General features: G+C 60.4%; 19 protein-coding genes. 8 read left to right on the top strand and 11 right to left on the bottom strand.

Annotated features, from left to right (window positions below; translation table 11 throughout):
* Window positions 1–7: 7 nt before the first annotated feature.
* The 5 genes from EM6_RS08535 to EM6_RS08555 form a co-directional block, all read right to left on the bottom strand.
* A complete protein-coding gene (locus EM6_RS08535) occupies window positions 8–967 on the bottom strand; it encodes an SRPBCC family protein (protein WP_172961168.1) in 960 nt (319 codons plus the stop codon).
* Window positions 954–1,352, bottom strand: coding sequence for an ArsR/SmtB family transcription factor (locus tag EM6_RS08540; RefSeq protein ID WP_126421915.1), 399 nt, complete (start codon window positions 1,350–1,352; stop codon window positions 954–956). Before EM6_RS08540 ends, EM6_RS08535 begins: the two co-directional genes overlap by 14 nt.
* Before the next feature lie 58 nt (window positions 1,353–1,410).
* Window positions 1,411–2,133 carry a M48 family metallopeptidase gene (locus EM6_RS08545; protein WP_126421917.1) on the bottom strand — a complete coding sequence of 241 codons (723 nt, stop codon included), beginning with the start codon at window positions 2,131–2,133 and terminating at the stop codon, window positions 1,411–1,413.
* A complete protein-coding gene (locus tag EM6_RS08550; protein WP_126421919.1) occupies window positions 2,134–3,384 on the bottom strand; it encodes a polyhydroxyalkanoate depolymerase in 1,251 nt (416 codons plus the stop codon).
* Between the two features lie 139 nt (window positions 3,385–3,523).
* The gene (locus EM6_RS08555) at window positions 3,524–4,135 is read right to left on the bottom strand and encodes an SCO family protein (protein ID WP_126421921.1); all 612 of its coding nucleotides are present in this window, start codon (window positions 4,133–4,135) and stop codon (window positions 3,524–3,526) included.
* A gap of 106 nt (window positions 4,136–4,241) precedes the next feature.
* On the opposite strand from EM6_RS08555, the gene EM6_RS08560 reads away from it, so the two are divergent.
* Both EM6_RS08560 and EM6_RS08565 read left to right on the top strand, forming a co-directional pair.
* Window positions 4,242–5,684, top strand: a complete 1,443-nt coding sequence (locus EM6_RS08560; protein WP_126421923.1) for an ActS/PrrB/RegB family redox-sensitive histidine kinase — start codon at window positions 4,242–4,244, stop codon at window positions 5,682–5,684.
* A 36-nt stretch (window positions 5,685–5,720) separates the two neighbouring features.
* A complete protein-coding gene (locus tag EM6_RS08565) occupies window positions 5,721–6,290 on the top strand; it encodes an ActR/PrrA/RegA family redox response regulator transcription factor (RefSeq protein ID WP_126421925.1) in 570 nt (189 codons plus the stop codon).
* A 33-nt stretch (window positions 6,291–6,323) separates the two neighbouring features.
* Here the strand turns inward: EM6_RS08565 and EM6_RS08570 are convergent, their stop codons facing one another.
* Both EM6_RS08570 and EM6_RS08575 read right to left on the bottom strand, forming a co-directional pair.
* A complete protein-coding gene (locus EM6_RS08570; RefSeq protein WP_126421927.1) occupies window positions 6,324–6,701 on the bottom strand; it encodes a GxxExxY protein in 378 nt (125 codons plus the stop codon).
* A gap of 44 nt (window positions 6,702–6,745) precedes the next feature.
* Window positions 6,746–7,315 (bottom strand): hypothetical protein, encoded by a 570-nt coding sequence (locus EM6_RS08575; RefSeq protein WP_126421929.1) that lies wholly within the window; start codon window positions 7,313–7,315, stop codon window positions 6,746–6,748.
* A 263-nt stretch (window positions 7,316–7,578) separates the two neighbouring features.
* Here EM6_RS08575 and EM6_RS08580 point away from each other — a divergent pair, with 263 nt between their 5' ends.
* The 3 genes from EM6_RS08580 to EM6_RS08590 all read left to right on the top strand — a co-directional run bounded on the left by EM6_RS08580 (window position 7,579) and on the right by EM6_RS08590 (window position 11,198).
* Window positions 7,579–7,884 (top strand): autorepressor SdpR family transcription factor, encoded by a 306-nt coding sequence (locus EM6_RS08580; protein WP_126421931.1) that lies wholly within the window; start codon window positions 7,579–7,581, stop codon window positions 7,882–7,884.
* A complete protein-coding gene (locus EM6_RS08585) occupies window positions 7,881–8,543 on the top strand; it encodes an SdpI family protein (RefSeq protein WP_126421933.1) in 663 nt (220 codons plus the stop codon). Before EM6_RS08580 ends, EM6_RS08585 begins: the two co-directional genes overlap by 4 nt.
* 81 nt (window positions 8,544–8,624) lie before the next feature.
* Entirely contained in the window at window positions 8,625–11,198 is a 2,574-nt protein-coding gene (locus EM6_RS08590) for a PAS domain-containing sensor histidine kinase (RefSeq protein WP_126421935.1), read from the top strand.
* A 168-nt stretch (window positions 11,199–11,366) separates the two neighbouring features.
* Here the strand turns inward: EM6_RS08590 and EM6_RS08595 are convergent, their stop codons facing one another.
* The gene (locus EM6_RS08595) at window positions 11,367–11,819 is read right to left on the bottom strand and encodes a L,D-transpeptidase family protein (protein WP_331875859.1); all 453 of its coding nucleotides are present in this window, start codon (window positions 11,817–11,819) and stop codon (window positions 11,367–11,369) included.
* 108 nt (window positions 11,820–11,927) lie between these two features.
* On the opposite strand from EM6_RS08595, the gene EM6_RS08600 reads away from it, so the two are divergent.
* From EM6_RS08600 to EM6_RS08610, 3 genes are all read left to right on the top strand, one after another.
* A complete protein-coding gene (locus EM6_RS08600) occupies window positions 11,928–12,614 on the top strand; it encodes a response regulator transcription factor (RefSeq protein ID WP_107875697.1) in 687 nt (228 codons plus the stop codon).
* Between the two features lie 111 nt (window positions 12,615–12,725).
* Window positions 12,726–13,061, top strand: coding sequence for a hypothetical protein (locus EM6_RS08605; protein WP_126421940.1), 336 nt, complete (start codon window positions 12,726–12,728; stop codon window positions 13,059–13,061).
* A complete protein-coding gene (locus tag EM6_RS08610; protein ID WP_126421942.1) occupies window positions 13,058–13,456 on the top strand; it encodes a DUF3052 family protein in 399 nt (132 codons plus the stop codon). The genes EM6_RS08605 and EM6_RS08610 overlap by 4 nt, the downstream gene beginning before the upstream one ends.
* Window positions 13,457–13,493: 37 nt before the next feature.
* Here the strand turns inward: EM6_RS08610 and EM6_RS08615 are convergent, their stop codons facing one another.
* The 3 genes from EM6_RS08615 to EM6_RS08625 all read right to left on the bottom strand — a co-directional run bounded on the left by EM6_RS08615 (window position 13,494) and on the right by EM6_RS08625 (window position 16,645).
* Window positions 13,494–13,952 carry a hypothetical protein gene (locus tag EM6_RS08615; protein ID WP_126421944.1) on the bottom strand — a complete coding sequence of 153 codons (459 nt, stop codon included), beginning with the start codon at window positions 13,950–13,952 and terminating at the stop codon, window positions 13,494–13,496.
* Window positions 13,949–14,749, bottom strand: coding sequence for an exodeoxyribonuclease III (gene xth / locus EM6_RS08620; RefSeq protein ID WP_126421946.1), 801 nt, complete (start codon window positions 14,747–14,749; stop codon window positions 13,949–13,951). The genes EM6_RS08615 and xth overlap by 4 nt, the downstream gene beginning before the upstream one ends.
* Window positions 14,750–14,962: 213 nt before the next feature.
* Window positions 14,963–16,645 (bottom strand): MFS transporter, encoded by a 1,683-nt coding sequence (locus EM6_RS08625; protein ID WP_126421948.1) that lies wholly within the window; start codon window positions 16,643–16,645, stop codon window positions 14,963–14,965.
* Between the last annotated feature and the right edge of the window lie 113 nt (window positions 16,646–16,758).

Consider the following 16,758-nt stretch of genomic DNA (forward strand, 5'->3'; position numbering starts at 1 on the left):
CTCCCCCTCAGGATTTGTGGGCTTGCAGATAGGTCTCCAGACGCAGGAAGTTCTGTTCATTGGCCTGCGGAATGAAGGTCTTGAGCAGTTCCTCCTGTTCGGAGGGTGCAAAATCCATGCGCCAGATCATGTCAGTATGATCGCCGTCCGCGACATATTCGACCGTCATACGAAACTGATGCGTCGGCTGAAGGTGGTCGAAGACGATGCGCTGGTTCTCAACGATCTCGACAAAGCGCTTGTGATTGTCGTGATCGCGCCCGTCCGGCCCGTGCATGATAATGCGAAATTCGCCGCCTTCGCGGAACTCAAACACCGGGATAGAGTTGGTAAAGCCGTCCGGTCCCCACCACTGTTTGAGGTGCTGCGGATCGGCAAACCGCGCAAACAGGGCTTCGGGGGACGCGGCATAACGATGCGAAGTCACAATCTCAAACCCGGCGGGTTGTTCCGACATCAAGGTCTCCATGCGTTCAAAGGCATCGGCCCAGCCCACGGCAAAGCCCTGTTCAATGGCCGCATCCTTGCGTTCCGTCGACAGGAGGCGCGCGTGCAGGGTCAGGCGGGTCCCCTCCCCCTCTTCTTTAAAGGTAATGGTCACGCGCGATTCGGGCGGCAGGCCGGAACCGCACGGATGCACGTGCGGCATCCCTTCATAGACCAGACGTTCCGGCGCAACGACTTCGACAAAGGTGCCTTCGCAGGGGCAGGGCGTGCCATCCGGGGCCGCCATGCCGAGGCGAAAACGGCCGCCGGGACACACATCCATCTCACAGGTGTCGTTGTGGAAACCGTGCGGGCCCCACCATTGGCGCACGTGCTCCGGCTTGGTCCACATCTCCCAGACCAAAGCGCGCGGCGCCTTGAAGGTGCGGAACATCACAATGTCGATTTCACTGGGGAAGGTCACCTCGAAATCCGACAGCAGGGCGGAGGGGCGGGGGGCAGGGTGATCATGTGCGGTCATCCTTCTGGGTATCATCGGGTTTGTCTTTTACCACCGGCAGTGCCGGCGTATCGGCGGCGGCCTGAAGCTGGGTCAGATAGGCCTCCAGCCGGTCGAGCCGCGCTTCCCACATGGCGCGATATTTGGCGAGCCACATATCGACCTCCTTCAGCGGTTCCGGTTCCAGCCGGCAGGGCCGCCACTGCTTTTCACGGCCCCGGCTGATCAGACCGGCCTTTTCCAGCACTTTCAGATGCTTGGACACCGCCGGCAGGCTCATATCGAACGGTTCGGCCAGATCATTGACCGTCGTTTCGCCCAGCGACAGCCGCGCCAGAATGGCCCGGCGCGTCGGATCGGCCAGAGCATTGAGAGTCACGGACAGGTGGTCGGGAGACGCAGGCATTCACTTAACCGAAACGTTAAATAACTTATCGGTTAAGTAAGTGCGTTATAATCCGGAGTCAAGCCCCATAGGCAAAGAGCTGCACGCCCTCGGTCTTCAGCCAGCGGCGGGCGGCGCGATAATCGCCATACAGCCCTTCGACCTCGGCCCAGAAGCGGTCGGAATGGTCGGGATGGCGCAGGTGCGCGGCTTCGTGGGCGCAGACATAAGCAAAGACGGGCTCCGGCGCGAGGATCAGCCGCCAGCTCAGGCGGATGGCCTTGCGCCCCGGCGTGCATGAGCCCCAACGACCCTTGGCGTCAAACAGTGACACCTTCACATCGGCATAGCCGAGCTTTTGCGCATATATCTCCGTATGGGTCTGGGCAAACTCCAGCGCCTCTTTGCGCAAAAAGCGCTCGATGCGCCGGTGGAAGGCCTCACCCTCGCCGCCCGCGGTCAGGACGCCGCCCACCATGCGCGCCGCCGCCGCATTGCCTGAGTGAACCAGACGCAGTTGCGCCCCAAGATAGGGGATATCGCTGTCGGGCGTGAAGAACAGCCTGTCGGGCCGCGACGCCTGATGTTCGATGATCCATTGGGCGCGGCTGAGGGCAAAATCGACGGCCTGAGCCAGATCAGGCGGGCGCGGCGCGGTCACCACCGCCTCACCCGTCTTGTTATCGATGCGCAAAGAGATACGGCGGGCGCGGGCATTGACCTTCAGACGCAGACGGAAGTCACCGCAGTCGATGACCTGACCCGCCTCATAGGCCGGTTTTGCCCGCTTGAGCCCCAACACCTAAAGCGCGGCCTCGCTGCGGGCGATGAAGTCGCGGATGCGCGGATAGATTTCCTGACGGAAACGGCGGCCATTGAACACGCCATAGTGGCCCGCCCCCGGCTGCACATAAAGCTCGCGCATCTCCTGCGGGATGTTCTTGCACATCTCATGGGCGGCCTGAGTCTGACCGACGCCGGAAATGTCGTCCTTTTCGCCTTCGACCGTCATCAGGGCGATATCGGTCACGGCCTCAAGGCGGACCGGGCGGCCATGATGGATCAGCTCCCCCTTGGGCAGGGCGAACTTCTGGAACACCAGATCAATGGTCTGAAGGTAGAATTCCTCGGTCAAGTCGAGCACCGACAGGTACTCGTCATAAAATTCGAGGTGTTTTTCGATACCGTCGCCGTCATCATCGACCAGCGAGTTGAAATAGGCCCAGTGGGCGTCTTTGTGCCGTTCCTCGTTCATGCTCATAAAGGAATAGAGCTGCACAAAGCCCGGATAGACGCGACGGCCTACGCCCGGATAGGGCGGCGGCACGGTGTGGACCATGTTCGACTTGAACCAGGTGAAGGGCTTTTCCTGCGCCAGATCATTGGTCACGGTCGGATTATAGCGGGCGTCAATCGGCGAGCCCATAAAGGTCATGGAGGCCGGACGCAGCGGGTCCTTGTCTTCTGACATCAGGCAGGCGGCGGCCAGCACCGGCGGCCCCGGCTGACAAACGGCGACGACGTGCGCCCGCGCGCCAATGGCCCGCAACATGTCGCGCACATGGTCGATAAAGCTGTAGAAGTCGAAACGCCCTTCCAGAACCGGCACCTGACGGGCATTGACCCAGTCGGTGACATAGACATCGTGATCGAGCAGGAATTCCTGCACCGTACCGCGCAGCAGGGTGGCGTAGTGACCGGACAGGGGCGCCACGACCAGCACAGCAGGGGCAGGTTTTTTGACCCCGGCGCGCCGCAGATCGGTCGGGTCGCGCTGAAAACGGATCAGCTTGCACCACGGCGAGGCCCAGTCCTCAACCACCTGAACCCGCACCGGCGTGCCGTTGATTTCGACCGTATCGAGACGCCAGTCAGGCTTGCCATAGCGGCGGGTCACCGTGCTGAACAGCTCCGCCGAGGCGTACATCTTGCGCCCGAACTCGGTCTCGGCAATCGGATTGGCCTTATTGCCCCAGAAGTCGCGGCTGGCCTGCGCCACGGCGCGCCAGGGACCGGCGGAGTAGTAGGCCATCTCATGCAGCAGGTACAGCATTGCAAAAAACTCGTGTCGTCTGTCGTGAGGACAAGGCTAACATAAGGATGCTGCCAAGAGGTTACGAGTCTTCTCTTCGCAGATGCGAAACAAAAAGCCGTGAAGGTAGCTGATGTCCTGATCGTGTGGGCGTAGTGCCTCAATATGCCTTCATCGCCTGCTTGATGTCGCTGGTGGCTTTTTCGATGGACATACCGTGCGCCAGAGGCACCGCAAATTCGCCGCGCGGATTCATCAGATAGACCACCGAGGTATGGTTCATCGTGTAGTCCTTGCCTTCACCGACCTTGTTGTAGGTGGCGCGATAGGCGCGGGCGGCCGCCGCAATCTGTTCCGGCGTGCCGGTCAGGCCGATAACCCCCTTGGGGAAGCCGCCAGAGTCCAGATAGGCCTTCATCACTTCGGGGGTGTCGCGCTCGGGATCGACCGTGATGAAGACGAATTGCAGGTTTTCGCCGTCCTTACCCAGCTTTTTGCGCGTCTGATCCAGCGATTGCAGGGTCAGCGGGCAGATGTCGGGGCAGTAGGTAAAACCAAAAAAGACCGCGGTCCATTTGCCTTTCAAAATCGCTTCGGTCTGCGGCTTGCCGTACTGATCCGTCAGGGCAAACGGCCCGCCGATGCTGTAGGCCGAGTCGATCGTGCGGCTCGCCACCGGCTTTTGCCCCAGCATCGAACTCCACATGGCGACCGCCAGCGCGCCGAGGCCGATCACCAATACCACAATGATTGTCAGACGTGTGCGATTCATCCTATGCCTATCCTTAGTCTCAGATGCGCAAATGTGTCACATGGTCATGCGGCACGAAGGCGCATAAAGGGGCCATACCCGCAAGTTCTATAGGCGAACCCGCAACGTGCGCCAACGGATTATCAGCTTCCTGTCTTCCTTCACCGCGCCCCCGGCTGCGGCAAAAGATCGCACGCCCTTTTCCTGGGCTGACTTTTCGCCCGTCCCCCTGTCGCACGGGGCCGATGGCCTGAGGCTGCGCACGCTGGTCGGTCTGCGCTGGCTGGCCATACTGGGCCAGAGCGTGATGATTGCCGTGGTGTCGCTGGGCTTTGGTCATGAACTGAACCTGTGGCCTTGTCTGGCTATGATTGCCGCCAGCCTGTGGCTCAATCTGCTTCTGATGTTCAATGACCGGCGGCAGCGTCTCGACGACTGGGACGCGGCCCTGCAACTGAGCTTTGACTGCGTGCAACTGGCGGCCCTGCTGGCCGTGACGGGCGGGCTCGACAACCCCTTCTGCCTGATGCTGATAGCGCCGGCGACGGTGGCGGCGGCCAACCTGCCGACGCGCTACGGCTTCGGCGTGGTAGCCGTGGCCGTGCTGGCCACCTGCGCCATGGCCTTCTGGTCGCTGCCCCTGCCTTGGCCCGAAGGACAAGCGTTTCACCTGCCGCAAATCTATCGTCTGGGCTTTCTGGCCGCCATCATCATTGGTATCGTCTTCACAGCGGGCTATACGTGGCAGGCGGCGCTGGAATCCAAGCGCATGGCGCAGGCCCTGGCGGCGACGCAGGCGGTTCTGGAAAAGGAACACCGCCTGTCGGCGCTGGGCGGGCTGGCGGCGGCGGCGGCGCATGAGCTGGGCACGCCCTTAGGCACCATTCAGGTGGTGGCGCGTGAAATGCTGCGCAGCCTGACGCCCGGCACGGCGCTTTATGAAGACGCGGAACTGCTGGTCTCGCAAAGCCAGCGCTGCCGCGACATCCTCAAAAACCTCGCCCGCCGCCCCGAAACCCGCGATCAGGTCCACGATCAGATGCCGCTGCGCGTCTTCTTCGAAGAGGCGGTGCAGCCGTTTCGCAACGAAGGTAAGGCCATCCATATCGAAATCAGTATGGACGAGGTGCCCGACGGCGAAGACCCTGGACACTATGTGTCGATCAAGCGCCGACCGGAATGGCTGCATGCCTTGGGGGCCTTCGTCGAAAACGCCGTCGATTTTGCGCGCAGCGCCGTCTGGGTCCGCGTACGTATCCGCAAGGCCTATGTCACCCTGTCTATCGAAGACGACGGTCCCGGCTTTGCGCCGGACATCCTGTCGCGCGTCGGTGACCCTTATATTTCGACGCGCGGCCACGACTCGCGGCCGGAGACGTCTATGCACGGGGGCATGGGGCTGGGCTTCTTCATTGCCAAGACCTTGCTGGAGCATACGGGGGCCAGCGTCACCTACGGCAATCGCGATACCGGCGGCGCCTATGTGCGCGCCCTGTGGCGGCGCGAGCAGATAGACGTGATCGTTTCGCAAGATTTTGGCAGTGACATCGCACCGCTATCCAGAGATTAACCACCCGAGAATGACCTGTAGAATAAGGAGCTTGTTATGGATGATGTGAAAACCGCCATCGAGCAGAAGATCGCCGCCCTGACCGACCGCACCCTGCTGCTGCTGGACGACGATGCGCCGTTTCGTCAGCGTCTGGCCCGCGCCCTGGAGTCGCGCGGCTTCACCGTTACCGCGGTCGAAAGCGTGGCCGAGGCACTGAAAGTCATTGAGGCGAGCCCGCCGGCTTTCGGCGTGATGGATATGCGCCTTGAAGACGGCAATGGCCTGAAAGCGGTCGAGGCTCTGCACGCCAAACGCCCCGATGCGCGCGCCATCATGCTGACCGGCTACGGCAATATCGCGACGGCGGTCGCCGCAGTGAAGTCGGGCGCGGTGGATTATCTGTCGAAACCTGCTGATGCCGATGACGTCGTTAAGGCGCTACTGGCGGTGGAAGACCACGCCCCGGCCCCGCCCGAAAACCCCATGTCGGCCGACCGCGTGCGCTGGGAGCATATTCAGCGCGTCTATGCCCTGTGCAATCAGAATGTCTCGGAAACCGCGCGTCGACTGAACATGCACCGGCGGACTTTGCAGCGTATTCTGGCCAAAAAGGCACCGAAATAGGTTTGGCCACGAAAAACACGAAAAGACACGAAATCAGAGCGCAAATCGTTCAATTTGCGCCTTGGGATGACGACCGAAATTAACAAGCAAACCCAGTCGTAAGTCCGTTGCTTTCAGGTAATTAAGTATTTGAGCCCGATGCGCATCGGTAATCGCCGAAACGCATTTCAGCTCCACAATAATCTGATCGTAACAGACAAAATCAGGTTGATAATGCTGAGTGAGAACCTCGCCCTTATAGGCGAGGTTCAGTATTTTCTGCGCGGTAAGAGGAATGTCTCGTCTGACAAACTCTCTGGCCAGACATTCCTGATAAACGGCTTCCAGAAAGCCAGTGCCCATATGGCGGCTAACTTCGAAAACGGCACCCTGAATAGCAAAGACTTCGTCTCTAAAAAGCAGTTCCTGCACACTTCCCCCTTTTCGTGCCTTTTCGTGTTTTTCGTGGCTAAAACTTATTCATCGGCGATGATGATATCGGGATTTTCCGGCAGGACGAATTCGAACAGGCCCATGTCCAGCGCCTTTTGCGGGCGATAGGCCATCAGCGGCGCATGGGCCAGCGCCTGCACCTCCTCAGGGGTCAGCGGCACATCCAGCGCCTTTTTACGCACGGCGCGCGCCTGAAGGTGCGGGGTAACGGCGGATGAGGGTTTGGGCGCAGGCCGCACAGTCCCGATCTTCCAGTAGCTGACGCACAGCTTCCATTGCGCCACCGGAGCCGCTTCGGGCCTGGGCCAGCGGCGGCCGTCGCGCATCTGCGGCTCAACCCGGCGCGGCTTCTGAACCCGTTCAAAGGTGCAGATCAGGGTCGCAAACGGTTCGCTCAGCAGGGTTTCATACTGCGCCCGCGCCGCCTCTTCGCTCGGAAAGCCCGGATCGAGCGTTTCGCGTACAAAGGACACGTCCTTGCCGCAGGCCGCCTTCGCCGCGCGTTCGCGCTCAGCCGCCACCAGCCCGCCCCCACCCCAGTTGAGGACGACGTCGAGCGCGTTGTGCGCGATGGGATAGGCAATAGCAGGCATGGCCCTATCCTATAGGTTTGTGCCCCTTAACAAAAGCCTGACCGGAACAAAAAGAATACGCAGTGAGGGGATTATACCAAGGTCATTGAAAATGATTCTTGGTATTCCGTTCGAGACTGTCTCATGTCGCTGTCACATCTGAGACAGTCTCGTGTCTTCAACGGCCGGATGCGGTCAGGATCTTCGGCCGTTGGTATTTTGTGCATATTTGACAGCGTTGTTATAATTTGGTATTTGCCAAAATAACAAATCAAGAGGCGTTCATGTCCGAAGTTTATAAATCCCTGAGCGACCCGACGCGGCGGCACATCCTTGAAATGCTGCGCGAACGCGAGATGAGCGCCGGCGAGATTGCCGAGCGGGTCAGCGTGTCCAAACCCACCCTGTCGGGGCATCTGGCAACGCTGAAAGCCGCGGGACTGGTCGATGTGACGCGGCAAGGCACGACCCTGATCTACCGTCTCAACCTGTCAGTGCTCGAAGAGGCGGTGATGTCGCTGATGAGCGCCTTTCGCATCGGTCAGGACGCCCCGGCGCCCCGGCCGCGCGCCACGGAGGACAAGGCATGACCCAAGACGCAAAATGGCCGGTTTCCAAACTGTTCAGCCTGCTGATGATCGCGGTCACCACGGGCCTGAGCCTGTGGGCGCGGCCGCAGATTCCGGAGGGTCCGGTGGGTACACATTTCGACCTTTCGGGCACCGCCAATGGCTTTATGCCGCGGGATCAGGCGCTGATGGTCATGCCCCTGATGCTGGCCGCCATTACGCTGCTGCTGTGGGTTCTGCCCTATATGCAGCCCAAAACGGGCAAGCTGGAACGCTCGGCTTCGGTCTATGCCGTAAGCTGGATCGGCACTGTGGCACTTCTGGCGTTCGGGCATCTGTTTATCGTCGGCCACGCGCTCGGTTGGGCCTTGTCCGTGCAACCCCTGCTGCTGGGACCGGGCCTGCTGTTTATCCTGATCGGCAATTTCATGCCCAAGGCGCAGCGCAACTATCTGGTGGGGGTGCGCACGCCGTGGACCCTTTCAGACGAGCGGGTGTGGCACAAGACGCATCGACTGGCCGGACCGGTGATGATGCTGGCGGGCGTGATCATGCTGGGCGCGGCGCTGATGATGCCAACGGCTTATCTGCACTGGGTCTTTCTGAGCGCCGGGATCGGGTCGGCCCTGATCGTGGTCGTCGCCTCCTATATCTATGCGCGGGCGCTAAAACTTACTTGACTCCGAGTTACCATATTCATTTGGGAGGCGAATCGCTTTGCATTAGTATGGGCCTTTCAGTGATTCGATCCGGGCCGCCGTATGACCGTTGCCACCATTGCCTTTGCCGCCGCTGCTGGCGCGACTGCGCTGGCCTTTTCGACCACGGTTCTGGCCTGGCGTCTTAAGGCACGCCTGACGAAGCTCAGTGAAGGCTACAAATCCCGCCTTGACGTACAGCACACGGTGCTGGGCGAACTGGACGCCGCCACTCTGGCCTTTGATGAGGCCTTTGTCGCCATCGAAGGTGAGACCGTGCGCCTCGTCTGGGGCGATGAAACGCTGAAAACCATCGCCGACGCCTTCCGCATCCCCTTTTCCGAAGAGGTCGCGCCGCGCGTCATCGAGGGTCTGGCCGGGTCATCCAAGGAAGCCGCCGAGGCCCTGAAACGTCTGATCGCCGAAGGCCGCCCTTGCCGGTTTGAAGTGTTTACCGAAGCCCCGCGCAGCCTGATGGGGGCCAAGACCGCCGGGCTGACCCTGCTGGTCGAAGGGCGGGCCACTGGCGCGACGGCGTGGGTGCGTCTGGCCATTGCCAGCGAGCATACCTCCCTGTCGTCCGGCCCGTTTGCGCGCATGGCCGACCTGATCCCCGCCCCCTGCTGGGTGGTGCGCGACGGGCAACTGGTGTGGGCCAATGCCGCCTGGCTGAAAGCCGTCGATGCCGAAAATGTCGAGCAGGCACGCGCCGAGCAACTGGGGCTCGACCGCTCTGCCGAGGCGCTGGTGGTCGAAGCCGCCGAGCAGCACATGCGCCGCGAAGGTTTCCGCTGGCTGACCATCCACGGCCAGCGCCGCGCTTTTCAGGTGGTGGCCGAGCCTCTGGGCGACGCCTATGTCTGCGCCTACGCGCTGGATGTCACCGAATCCGAGGAGAGCCGCGAGGCGCTCAAACGTCATGCGAAAGCCCACGACGACACGCTGGATCACCTCGAAGACGCCGTGGCCATTTTCGGCCCGGAAAAGCGCCTGACCTTCCATAACCGCGCCTTTGAAACCCTGTGGGATCTGGAGCCGGCGTGGCTGGCCGAGCGTCCGACGCACGGCGAACTGCTCGACCGCCTGCGGCAAAAGCGTAAGCTGCCTGAGACCTCGGACTTTGTGACGTGGAAGGCGCAGGAACTGGAATTCTATGGCCTGAGCGAGGCCGCGCCGGACGAGATGTGGTCGCTGCCCAATGGCCGGTCGCTGCGCGTTGTGCGTCAGCCGCACCCGCTGGGCGGGCTGTTGCTGCTGTTCTCGGACAAGACCGGTGAGTTGACGCTCAAGGCGCAGTTCAATTCGCTGATTCAAGTGCAGCGCGCCACGCTGGACCAACTGACCGATGCCGTGTCGGTGTTTGGCTCCGATGGTCGCCTGCGTCTGCGCAATGCGGCGTTTGATGCCTTCTGGAACCTGTCGCCCGACGAACTGGCGCTCAATTCCGACTTCGGGCAGTTGACGGCCCTGTGTCTGCCGCTGGTGCATGATCGCGGTTTCTGGGCTGAACTGAAGGCGCGCGTCACCGATATCGACCCGCTGGCCCGCGCGCCGCAATTGGGTGAAGTGCGCACCTCCGACGGGCGTCTGGCGCAGTGGCGCACGCAGCCCCTGCCCGACGGGGCCACTCTGGTGGCTTTCAGCGACATCACCGACCGCCGCGCGCTGGAAGAAGCCATCGAACAACGCGATGTGGCCCTGACCGAGTCGGTGCGGCTGAAACGCGATTTCGTCGCCAATGTCTCCTATGAGTTGCGCACGCCCCTGACCACGATTGTCGGCTATGCCGACCTGCTGCAACGGCAGGCCAATGCGGCCGAGGCTGACCCCGCCGAAATTCGCCGCCGGGGCTTCCTCAACGCCATTCAGGCCGCGTCGCAGGAACTGGCGCGCTCTATCGACGACGTGCTGGACATGGCGCAGATTGACGCTGGTGAAATGTCGCTGTCGCCGTCGGATTTCAACCTGTCGCGCACCGTGGCCGCCGCTCTGGGCCGTCAGGCCGATACGCTGAGCGCCAAGGGCATCCGCTTCGACTATGTGGGGCTCGACACCCGCGCCCTGATCCGCGCCGACCAGCAGCGTCTGGGGCAGGTGCTCGATCACCTGCTGGACTACGCCCTGCGCAACGCCGCGCAGGAAGGGCAGATCACCATCCGTAGCCGCAAGGAAGGCGACACCCTGACGCTGGAGATCGGCTATACGGGCCGCGGCATCCCCTACCACACGCAGGCGCACATCTTTGACCGCTTCGTCGGGCGCGAACGCGGCGGGCCGGGTCTGGGGCTGGCCCTGGTCAAGGCGCTGGTCGAACTGCACGACGGCTGGATTACGCTGGAGTCCGAACCGCAGAGCGGGGCGACCTTTGCCCTGCACCTGCCGCATCAGATGGGTGTGGGTTTTGAGAGCAATGAGGCGAAGGCAGCGGTAACGCAAACGCCGACACCGGCCCCTGAGATCGCCCCGGTGGTTGTGGCCACCCCCGCCCCCCTGCCTGAAACCCCTGAGGCCCCGGTCGTCGCCGCAGCCGAAGCCGCGCCGGAAAAAGCGCCGGAAACCCCAGCCGACGAGCCCAATCCTCTGGGCCTGACGGCTGAGACACTGGCGCAGGCCCGGCGCATTCTGGGCATGGCTTAGAGCGATATGTCGAAAAGTGTGAGCGGATTTCGACAAAAATATCGCGACAAAACAAAAATTTAAAGCGGGATGATGTTTCTATTTAAAATCATCCCGCTCTCACCGGTCTGGCCATTTCGCTTTCGCCTTACGCACCGCTTCGCCAAAGACGGCATGGCAGCCTGACGATCAGACGACGATTTCTATGTAGGTTTCGGCGTCGGCGGTTTTCAGTAATTCGCGCAGGTGGTCCAGACTGAGCGCGACGCAGCCTTCGGTGCCGGAATAGTCCTCACGCGCCAGATGCAGGAAGATGGCCGAGCCCAGCCCCTTGACCGGCGGGTCGTCATTATGCCCCAGCACCACGATCAGGTCATAGACATGATCGTCGCGCCACAGGGTTTCGTGCGAGCCCACAAAGGGCCGTTTGATGGGCAGATTATACAGATCGCTCTCGACATCGTCGCACCAGCCGTCGTCGGGCGACAGGGCTTTTACGGGCAGGACCGTCTCCGGAACCGGCAAACGATCGGGGCGATACCAGACATAACGCACCGGCCACATCCCCAGCGGCGAGCGCAGATCGCCCTCCCTTTTATCAGCGGAGGCAATAACGCCCCCTTTACCCAGAGCGCAACGCACCCTATCTGAGTTTAAGACTAGAAAACCTTCGGCGTATGCGGTAAAAATCTTGACCATAGGCCGGTTTACACCCTGAACTGATAAAAACACCCACAACGCTACAGGATTATGGTGCAACAAAAAACCCTGCTGATCGTTGATGACGATGACGAACTGCGCGAGGCGCTGGCCGAACAACTTGAACTGCATGAAGAGTTCAAGGTCACTCAGGCATCGAATGGCACCGAAGGCATACGCCTTGGGAAGACCATCAATGCCGACCTGATCCTGCTGGATGTCGATTTGCCGGATATGGACGGGCGCGAAGCCTGCCGCCTGTTGCGCAAATCCGGGCTGACCACGCCGGTGATCATGCTGACCGGGGCCGCCTCTGATTCCGATCAGATTCTGGGGCTGGATGCGGGGGCCAATGACTATGTCACCAAGCCCTTCCGCTTTGCCGTCCTGCTGGCGCGTATTCGCGCTCAGGTCCGCAGCCACGAAACGTCCGAAGACGCGACCTTCCGCATCGGGCCTTATGAATTCAAACCGGCGCTCAAGCTGCTGATCGATCAGGTGCAGAAGAAGATTCGCCTGACCGAAAAAGAAACCAACATCCTCAAATACCTCTATCGTGCCGGTGGCAAGCCGATCTCGCGCGAAGAGCTGCTGACCGAGGTGTGGGGCTATAATGCCGGGGTGACCACGCACACGCTGGAAACCCACGTCTATCGTCTGCGTCAGAAGATCGAGCCCGATCCGGCCAATGCCCGTCTGCTGATGACCGATGCGGGTGGGTACAGGTTGCAATTTTAGCAGGGTAGGCGCTCAAGCAGCGAAGCGTTAGCGTAATTTAAATGCCCCTGCACCCGTTAGTTGGAGTGAGCCGGAGTTCCTGGAACTTCGGCTTTTTCTTTGGAGGTAGTGATGAGCGATGTTTTTGACAATTTATATGAAGCTGGACTGACAGCGATTGGAACCCCGCTCATGTCTATAGAACAAGCTCAACAGGTCATTAATTACGCTGCGAGCAAGAATTGCGCCCCCGTAATTTTGGAGACGTATGAAATTATAGGAGATATTGAGCAACCCCGCATAGATTTTGGTATTACATATCCAACTTATGAAAATGAAACTTTAGGACTTAACCCAACTCAAAAAATTCTCAGAATGTCTGAAATTTTTAATGAGGTTTTGAAGATGTTGAACACGGTAGAAGGGGTTTTTAAGGTAGTATTGTATTTGGAAGAGACTTATCCATGACCCCCGGCTATTCCGGCACACCCTTAGCCAAGAAACTCGGTTACAAGCCGGAGATGCGCGCTGCCGTGGTCGGTGCGCCGGATGACTATACTCGCTGGCTTGAACCGCTGCCTGAGGGTGTGGTGTTCGGCGCCGATGATCCGGAGCTGGTGCACATTTTCACCACCGAGCGGGCCGTTCTGGAAACCGCGCTGACGCATTGGCGTAGGGCTCTGAGACCGGACGGTATGGTCTGGGTATCGTGGCCCAAAAAGGCCTCAAAAGTGCCCACCGATATTACCGAAGACGTGATCCGCGAGGTCTGTCTGCCGTTGGGCTTCGTCGATGTGAAGGTCTGCGCCGTTAGCGACGTGTGGTCGGGTTTGAAGCTGGTGGTACGTAAGGAGTTGCGCTAACCTCTCTTCCCCACGGCAAAGCCGCAGGGAGGAGAGGTTACTCCCCCTCCGCTTCGCGGTGCTGGCGCTCATTGTCTTCGTCGATGACGTACCAGGTGAACCACAGGGCATCTTCCAGCTTGCCACCCTTGGCCAGATAGGGTTCCAGCACCGACGGAAAGGCGAGCTTGACCTGTTCGGCGAAATCGTAATGCGCCTTCAGCTCTTCCCAGTCTTGTAGTGCCAGTTCCTCGACCATGCGGATACGCACCGCCCACGGCAGGTCAGCCGGAGCCAAACCCGCCGGGTCGGTTTCCACCCAGTGACATTCGCCGATGGCGTCCGGAATGCGGATCTGAAGCTGACCGCCTAGGCTCATGAACCCGGCCTTGGTGGCGGCGCGGATCACTTCGGGGATATCTTTGATTTTCCACGCATATTCGTTGAAGCGGAAATCGGCCTTGGCCAGAATGTCAGCGGGCAGCCCGGCTTCTGCGGGCAGGGTGTCTTCGGTCATAGGTCGAACTCGATCTGAATAGGGGCGTGATCCGACGGCCGGTCCCATTCGCGGACGGAGTCGTGGATGACGGCGGCTATAGGCGAGGTGATGCGCGCCTTCAAGGCGGGATTGATCAGCAGGTGATCGAGCCTCAGCCCGCGATTGGACTTGCGGAAATCGGCGGCGCGATAGCTCCACCAGGTAAACAGCTTCTGCGGTTCTGGCCACAGTTCGCGGAAGGCGTCATGAAAGCCGCCCGCATCCATCAGATTGGCAAAGGCCTCCAGCTCCGGCGGCGTATGGCTGACCACTTTCAGCATCTGACGATGGCTCCACACGTCGTTTTCACCGGGCGCGATATTGAGGTCGCCGGCGATCAGCAGGGGCGCATCGGGATTGCGCGTTTTCAGGTGTGCGGTCAGGCGCTCATAGAATTCCAGCTTGTGATCAAACTTGTCATTGGCTTCGCGGTCGGGAACGTCGCCGCCCGCCGGAATATAGAAGTTCCACAGGTCGATGCCCGCGACCTGTATCCCCTGAACGCGCGCTTCGCCGCGGCGACAAAAGGGCAAAATCTCGTTGGTTTCAAACGGCAGCTTCGACACCAGTGCCACGCCGTGCCAGCCCTTTTGCCCGGTGACGAGGATGTGCGGATAGCCCGCTTCCACAAACGCCTTACGCGGGAATTCACCGTTCTGGCACTTGATTTCCTGAAGGCACAGGATGTCCGGGCGCGCCATGTCGAGGAAACGTATGACCTGATCAATCCTCAGCCGCACCGAGTTGATGTTCCATGAGGCAATCGACAAACGCATAACGGCTTCCTGACGCATAAAAAAACCCGGTCAGTGAGACTGACCGGGTCAGATGTTTGGCACATAACACGAAGAGATAAAGGGAAAAACGCACTCAGGAGACGTCAAAGCCGCCGCATACACTCCGTCGGGAGCTGTGGGAATAATGACACGGTTGTGGAAAAACTCAATGCACATTTCTGTGTTTTTTCGTTTTTCAGGCGAATTTTTCATTTACCTGCCCGGCGGGTCCTCCATGGTGTGCAGGTCGCGGCCGCGCGTTTCCTTCATGAAAATGAGGGCGACCGCGATGGCGGTGGCCCCGATAATCACCGGATACCACAGGCCGAAGAACAGGTTACCTGAACCGGCGACCATGGCGAAGGAAATGGCGGGCAGCAGGCCGCCGAACCAGCCGGTGCCGATATTGTAGGGCAGGGACAGGGCCGTATAGCGGATGCGCGTCGGGAACATCTCGACAAGAGCCGCCGCCATCGGGCCATAAAGCGCCGTGGCCCCAACGGTGAAAACAAACAGAACGGCAAAGATGCCCAGCACATTGACGCGCTTCGGATCGGCGGCTTCGGGATAGCCGGCGGCTTTCAGTGCCGCCTTGAGATCGGTCACGGCATTTGTTTTCAGCGTCTTAAGTTCGTCCTTGGACAGAGTATCGCCCGACTGCACAGCGATGGTGCGCTCCCCGATCTGCACGGTCGCAAAGGTCGCGCCCGGCTCGGTCGGCTTGTTGACATAGGGCACACCCAGCCCGGTCACCAGCGATTTGGCAAGGTCGCAGGATGAGGTGAACTGCGCCTTACCCACCGGGTCGAACTGCACCGAACACTTGCGCGGATCGGCGAAGATGACGACCGGCGTGCGGTTGACGGCGTCGTCCAGGGCCGGATTGGCAAAGCGCGCCATCAGGTGGAAGCCGGGCACGAAGCTCAGGATGGCAATAGCGATGCCGAGGATCATTACCGGCTTGCGTCCGACGCAGTCCGACAACTGACCCCAGACGACGTAGAGAACCGCGCTAACGATCGAAATACTCATCACCAGCAGGTTGACGGTGGTGGGCGCCAGCTTGACGCTCTTTTCCAGAAACACTTGCGTGTAGAAGAAGGTCGTGTACCACACCACGCCTTGCGCCGTCATGAAACCGAACAGGGCGATCAGCACCTGACGCAGGTTCGACCACTGACCAAACGCTTCCTTGAACGGGGCCTTGGAGATATTGCCGCTGTCGTGCAGGGCGCGAAACGCCGGGCTTTCGGCGGTCTTGGCGCGAATATAGACCGAAATAGCCAGAAGCACGGCGGAGACGATGAAGGGGATGCGCCAGCCCCAGTCGCCGAACGCCTCTTCCTTGACGATGGTGCGCGTAAGAAAGACGACCAGCAGCGCGATAACCAGCCCCAGCGACGCCGAGGCCTGAATCCACGCCGTATAGGCCCCGCGCTTATCGGCGGGGGCGTGTTCAGCGACATAGATGACCGCCCCGCCATATTCACCGCCCATCGCAATGCCCTGAAGGATGCGCAAAGCGACCAGCAGCAAGGGCGACCATATCCCTGCCTGTTCATAGGTGGGCAGGAAGCCGATCAGCACGGTGGCCACCCCCATCAGCAGGATGGTGTAGAGGAAGGTGCCCTTGCGCCCTTTGCGATCACCGATATGCCCGAACAGAAGTGCCCCAAACGGTCGCGACAGGAAGCCCAGCGCGAAGGTCAACAGCGCCAGTATCATGCCGGTGGTGTCATCAAGCCCGGTAAAGAAGTTCTTCGTGATGATCGAGGTCAGGGCCCCGAAAATGAAGAAGTCGTACCACTCAAAGGTCGTACCGGCGGCCGACGCCGCTACAATGGTACGCAGACCGGCTTCCTTCTGCACGCTGTCTGCCTGCGGGTGTGATGACATGGACTGACCCTGTTATGGTTAACTGTGTTATGCGTTGGACTGCGCATTTGATCGAAGCCGCGCGCCCTGACAAGGGGGGTGTTACGCAAACAACAGAAAACAATCGGTTTCGC

Origin of the sequence: Asticcacaulis excentricus, from assembly GCF_003966695.1 — a bacterium.
GTDB lineage: Bacteria > Pseudomonadota > Alphaproteobacteria > Caulobacterales > Caulobacteraceae > Asticcacaulis > Asticcacaulis excentricus_A.

Excerpts from the sequence above, each read along its gene's own strand:
- EM6_RS08565 (WP_126421925.1), top strand. The coding sequence starts at position 5,721 with ATGGATGATGTGAAAACCGCCATCGAGCAGAAGATCGCCGCCCTGACC.
- EM6_RS08575 (WP_126421929.1), bottom strand. The coding sequence starts at position 7,315 with ATGCCTGCTATTGCCTATCCCATCGCGCACAACGCGCTCGACGTCGTC.
- EM6_RS08615 (WP_126421944.1), bottom strand. The coding sequence starts at position 13,952 with ATGACCGAAGACACCCTGCCCGCAGAAGCCGGGCTGCCCGCTGACATT.
- EM6_RS08535 (WP_172961168.1), bottom strand. The coding sequence starts at position 967 with ATGACCGCACATGATCACCCTGCCCCCCGCCCCTCCGCCCTGCTGTCG.
- EM6_RS08605 (WP_126421940.1), top strand. The coding sequence starts at position 12,726 with ATGAGCGATGTTTTTGACAATTTATATGAAGCTGGACTGACAGCGATT.
- EM6_RS08610 (WP_126421942.1), top strand. The coding sequence starts at position 13,058 with ATGACCCCCGGCTATTCCGGCACACCCTTAGCCAAGAAACTCGGTTAC.
- EM6_RS08585 (WP_126421933.1), top strand. The coding sequence starts at position 7,881 with ATGACCCAAGACGCAAAATGGCCGGTTTCCAAACTGTTCAGCCTGCTG.
- EM6_RS08590 (WP_126421935.1), top strand. The coding sequence starts at position 8,625 with ATGACCGTTGCCACCATTGCCTTTGCCGCCGCTGCTGGCGCGACTGCG.
- EM6_RS08580 (WP_126421931.1), top strand. The coding sequence starts at position 7,579 with ATGTCCGAAGTTTATAAATCCCTGAGCGACCCGACGCGGCGGCACATC.
- EM6_RS08555 (WP_126421921.1), bottom strand. The coding sequence starts at position 4,135 with ATGAATCGCACACGTCTGACAATCATTGTGGTATTGGTGATCGGCCTC.
- EM6_RS08540 (WP_126421915.1), bottom strand. The coding sequence starts at position 1,352 with ATGCCTGCGTCTCCCGACCACCTGTCCGTGACTCTCAATGCTCTGGCC.
- EM6_RS08550 (WP_126421919.1), bottom strand. The coding sequence starts at position 3,384 with ATGCTGTACCTGCTGCATGAGATGGCCTACTACTCCGCCGGTCCCTGG.
- xth (WP_126421946.1), bottom strand. The coding sequence starts at position 14,749 with ATGCGTTTGTCGATTGCCTCATGGAACATCAACTCGGTGCGGCTGAGG.
- EM6_RS08600 (WP_107875697.1), top strand. The coding sequence starts at position 11,928 with ATGGTGCAACAAAAAACCCTGCTGATCGTTGATGACGATGACGAACTG.
- EM6_RS08625 (WP_126421948.1), bottom strand. The coding sequence starts at position 16,645 with ATGTCATCACACCCGCAGGCAGACAGCGTGCAGAAGGAAGCCGGTCTG.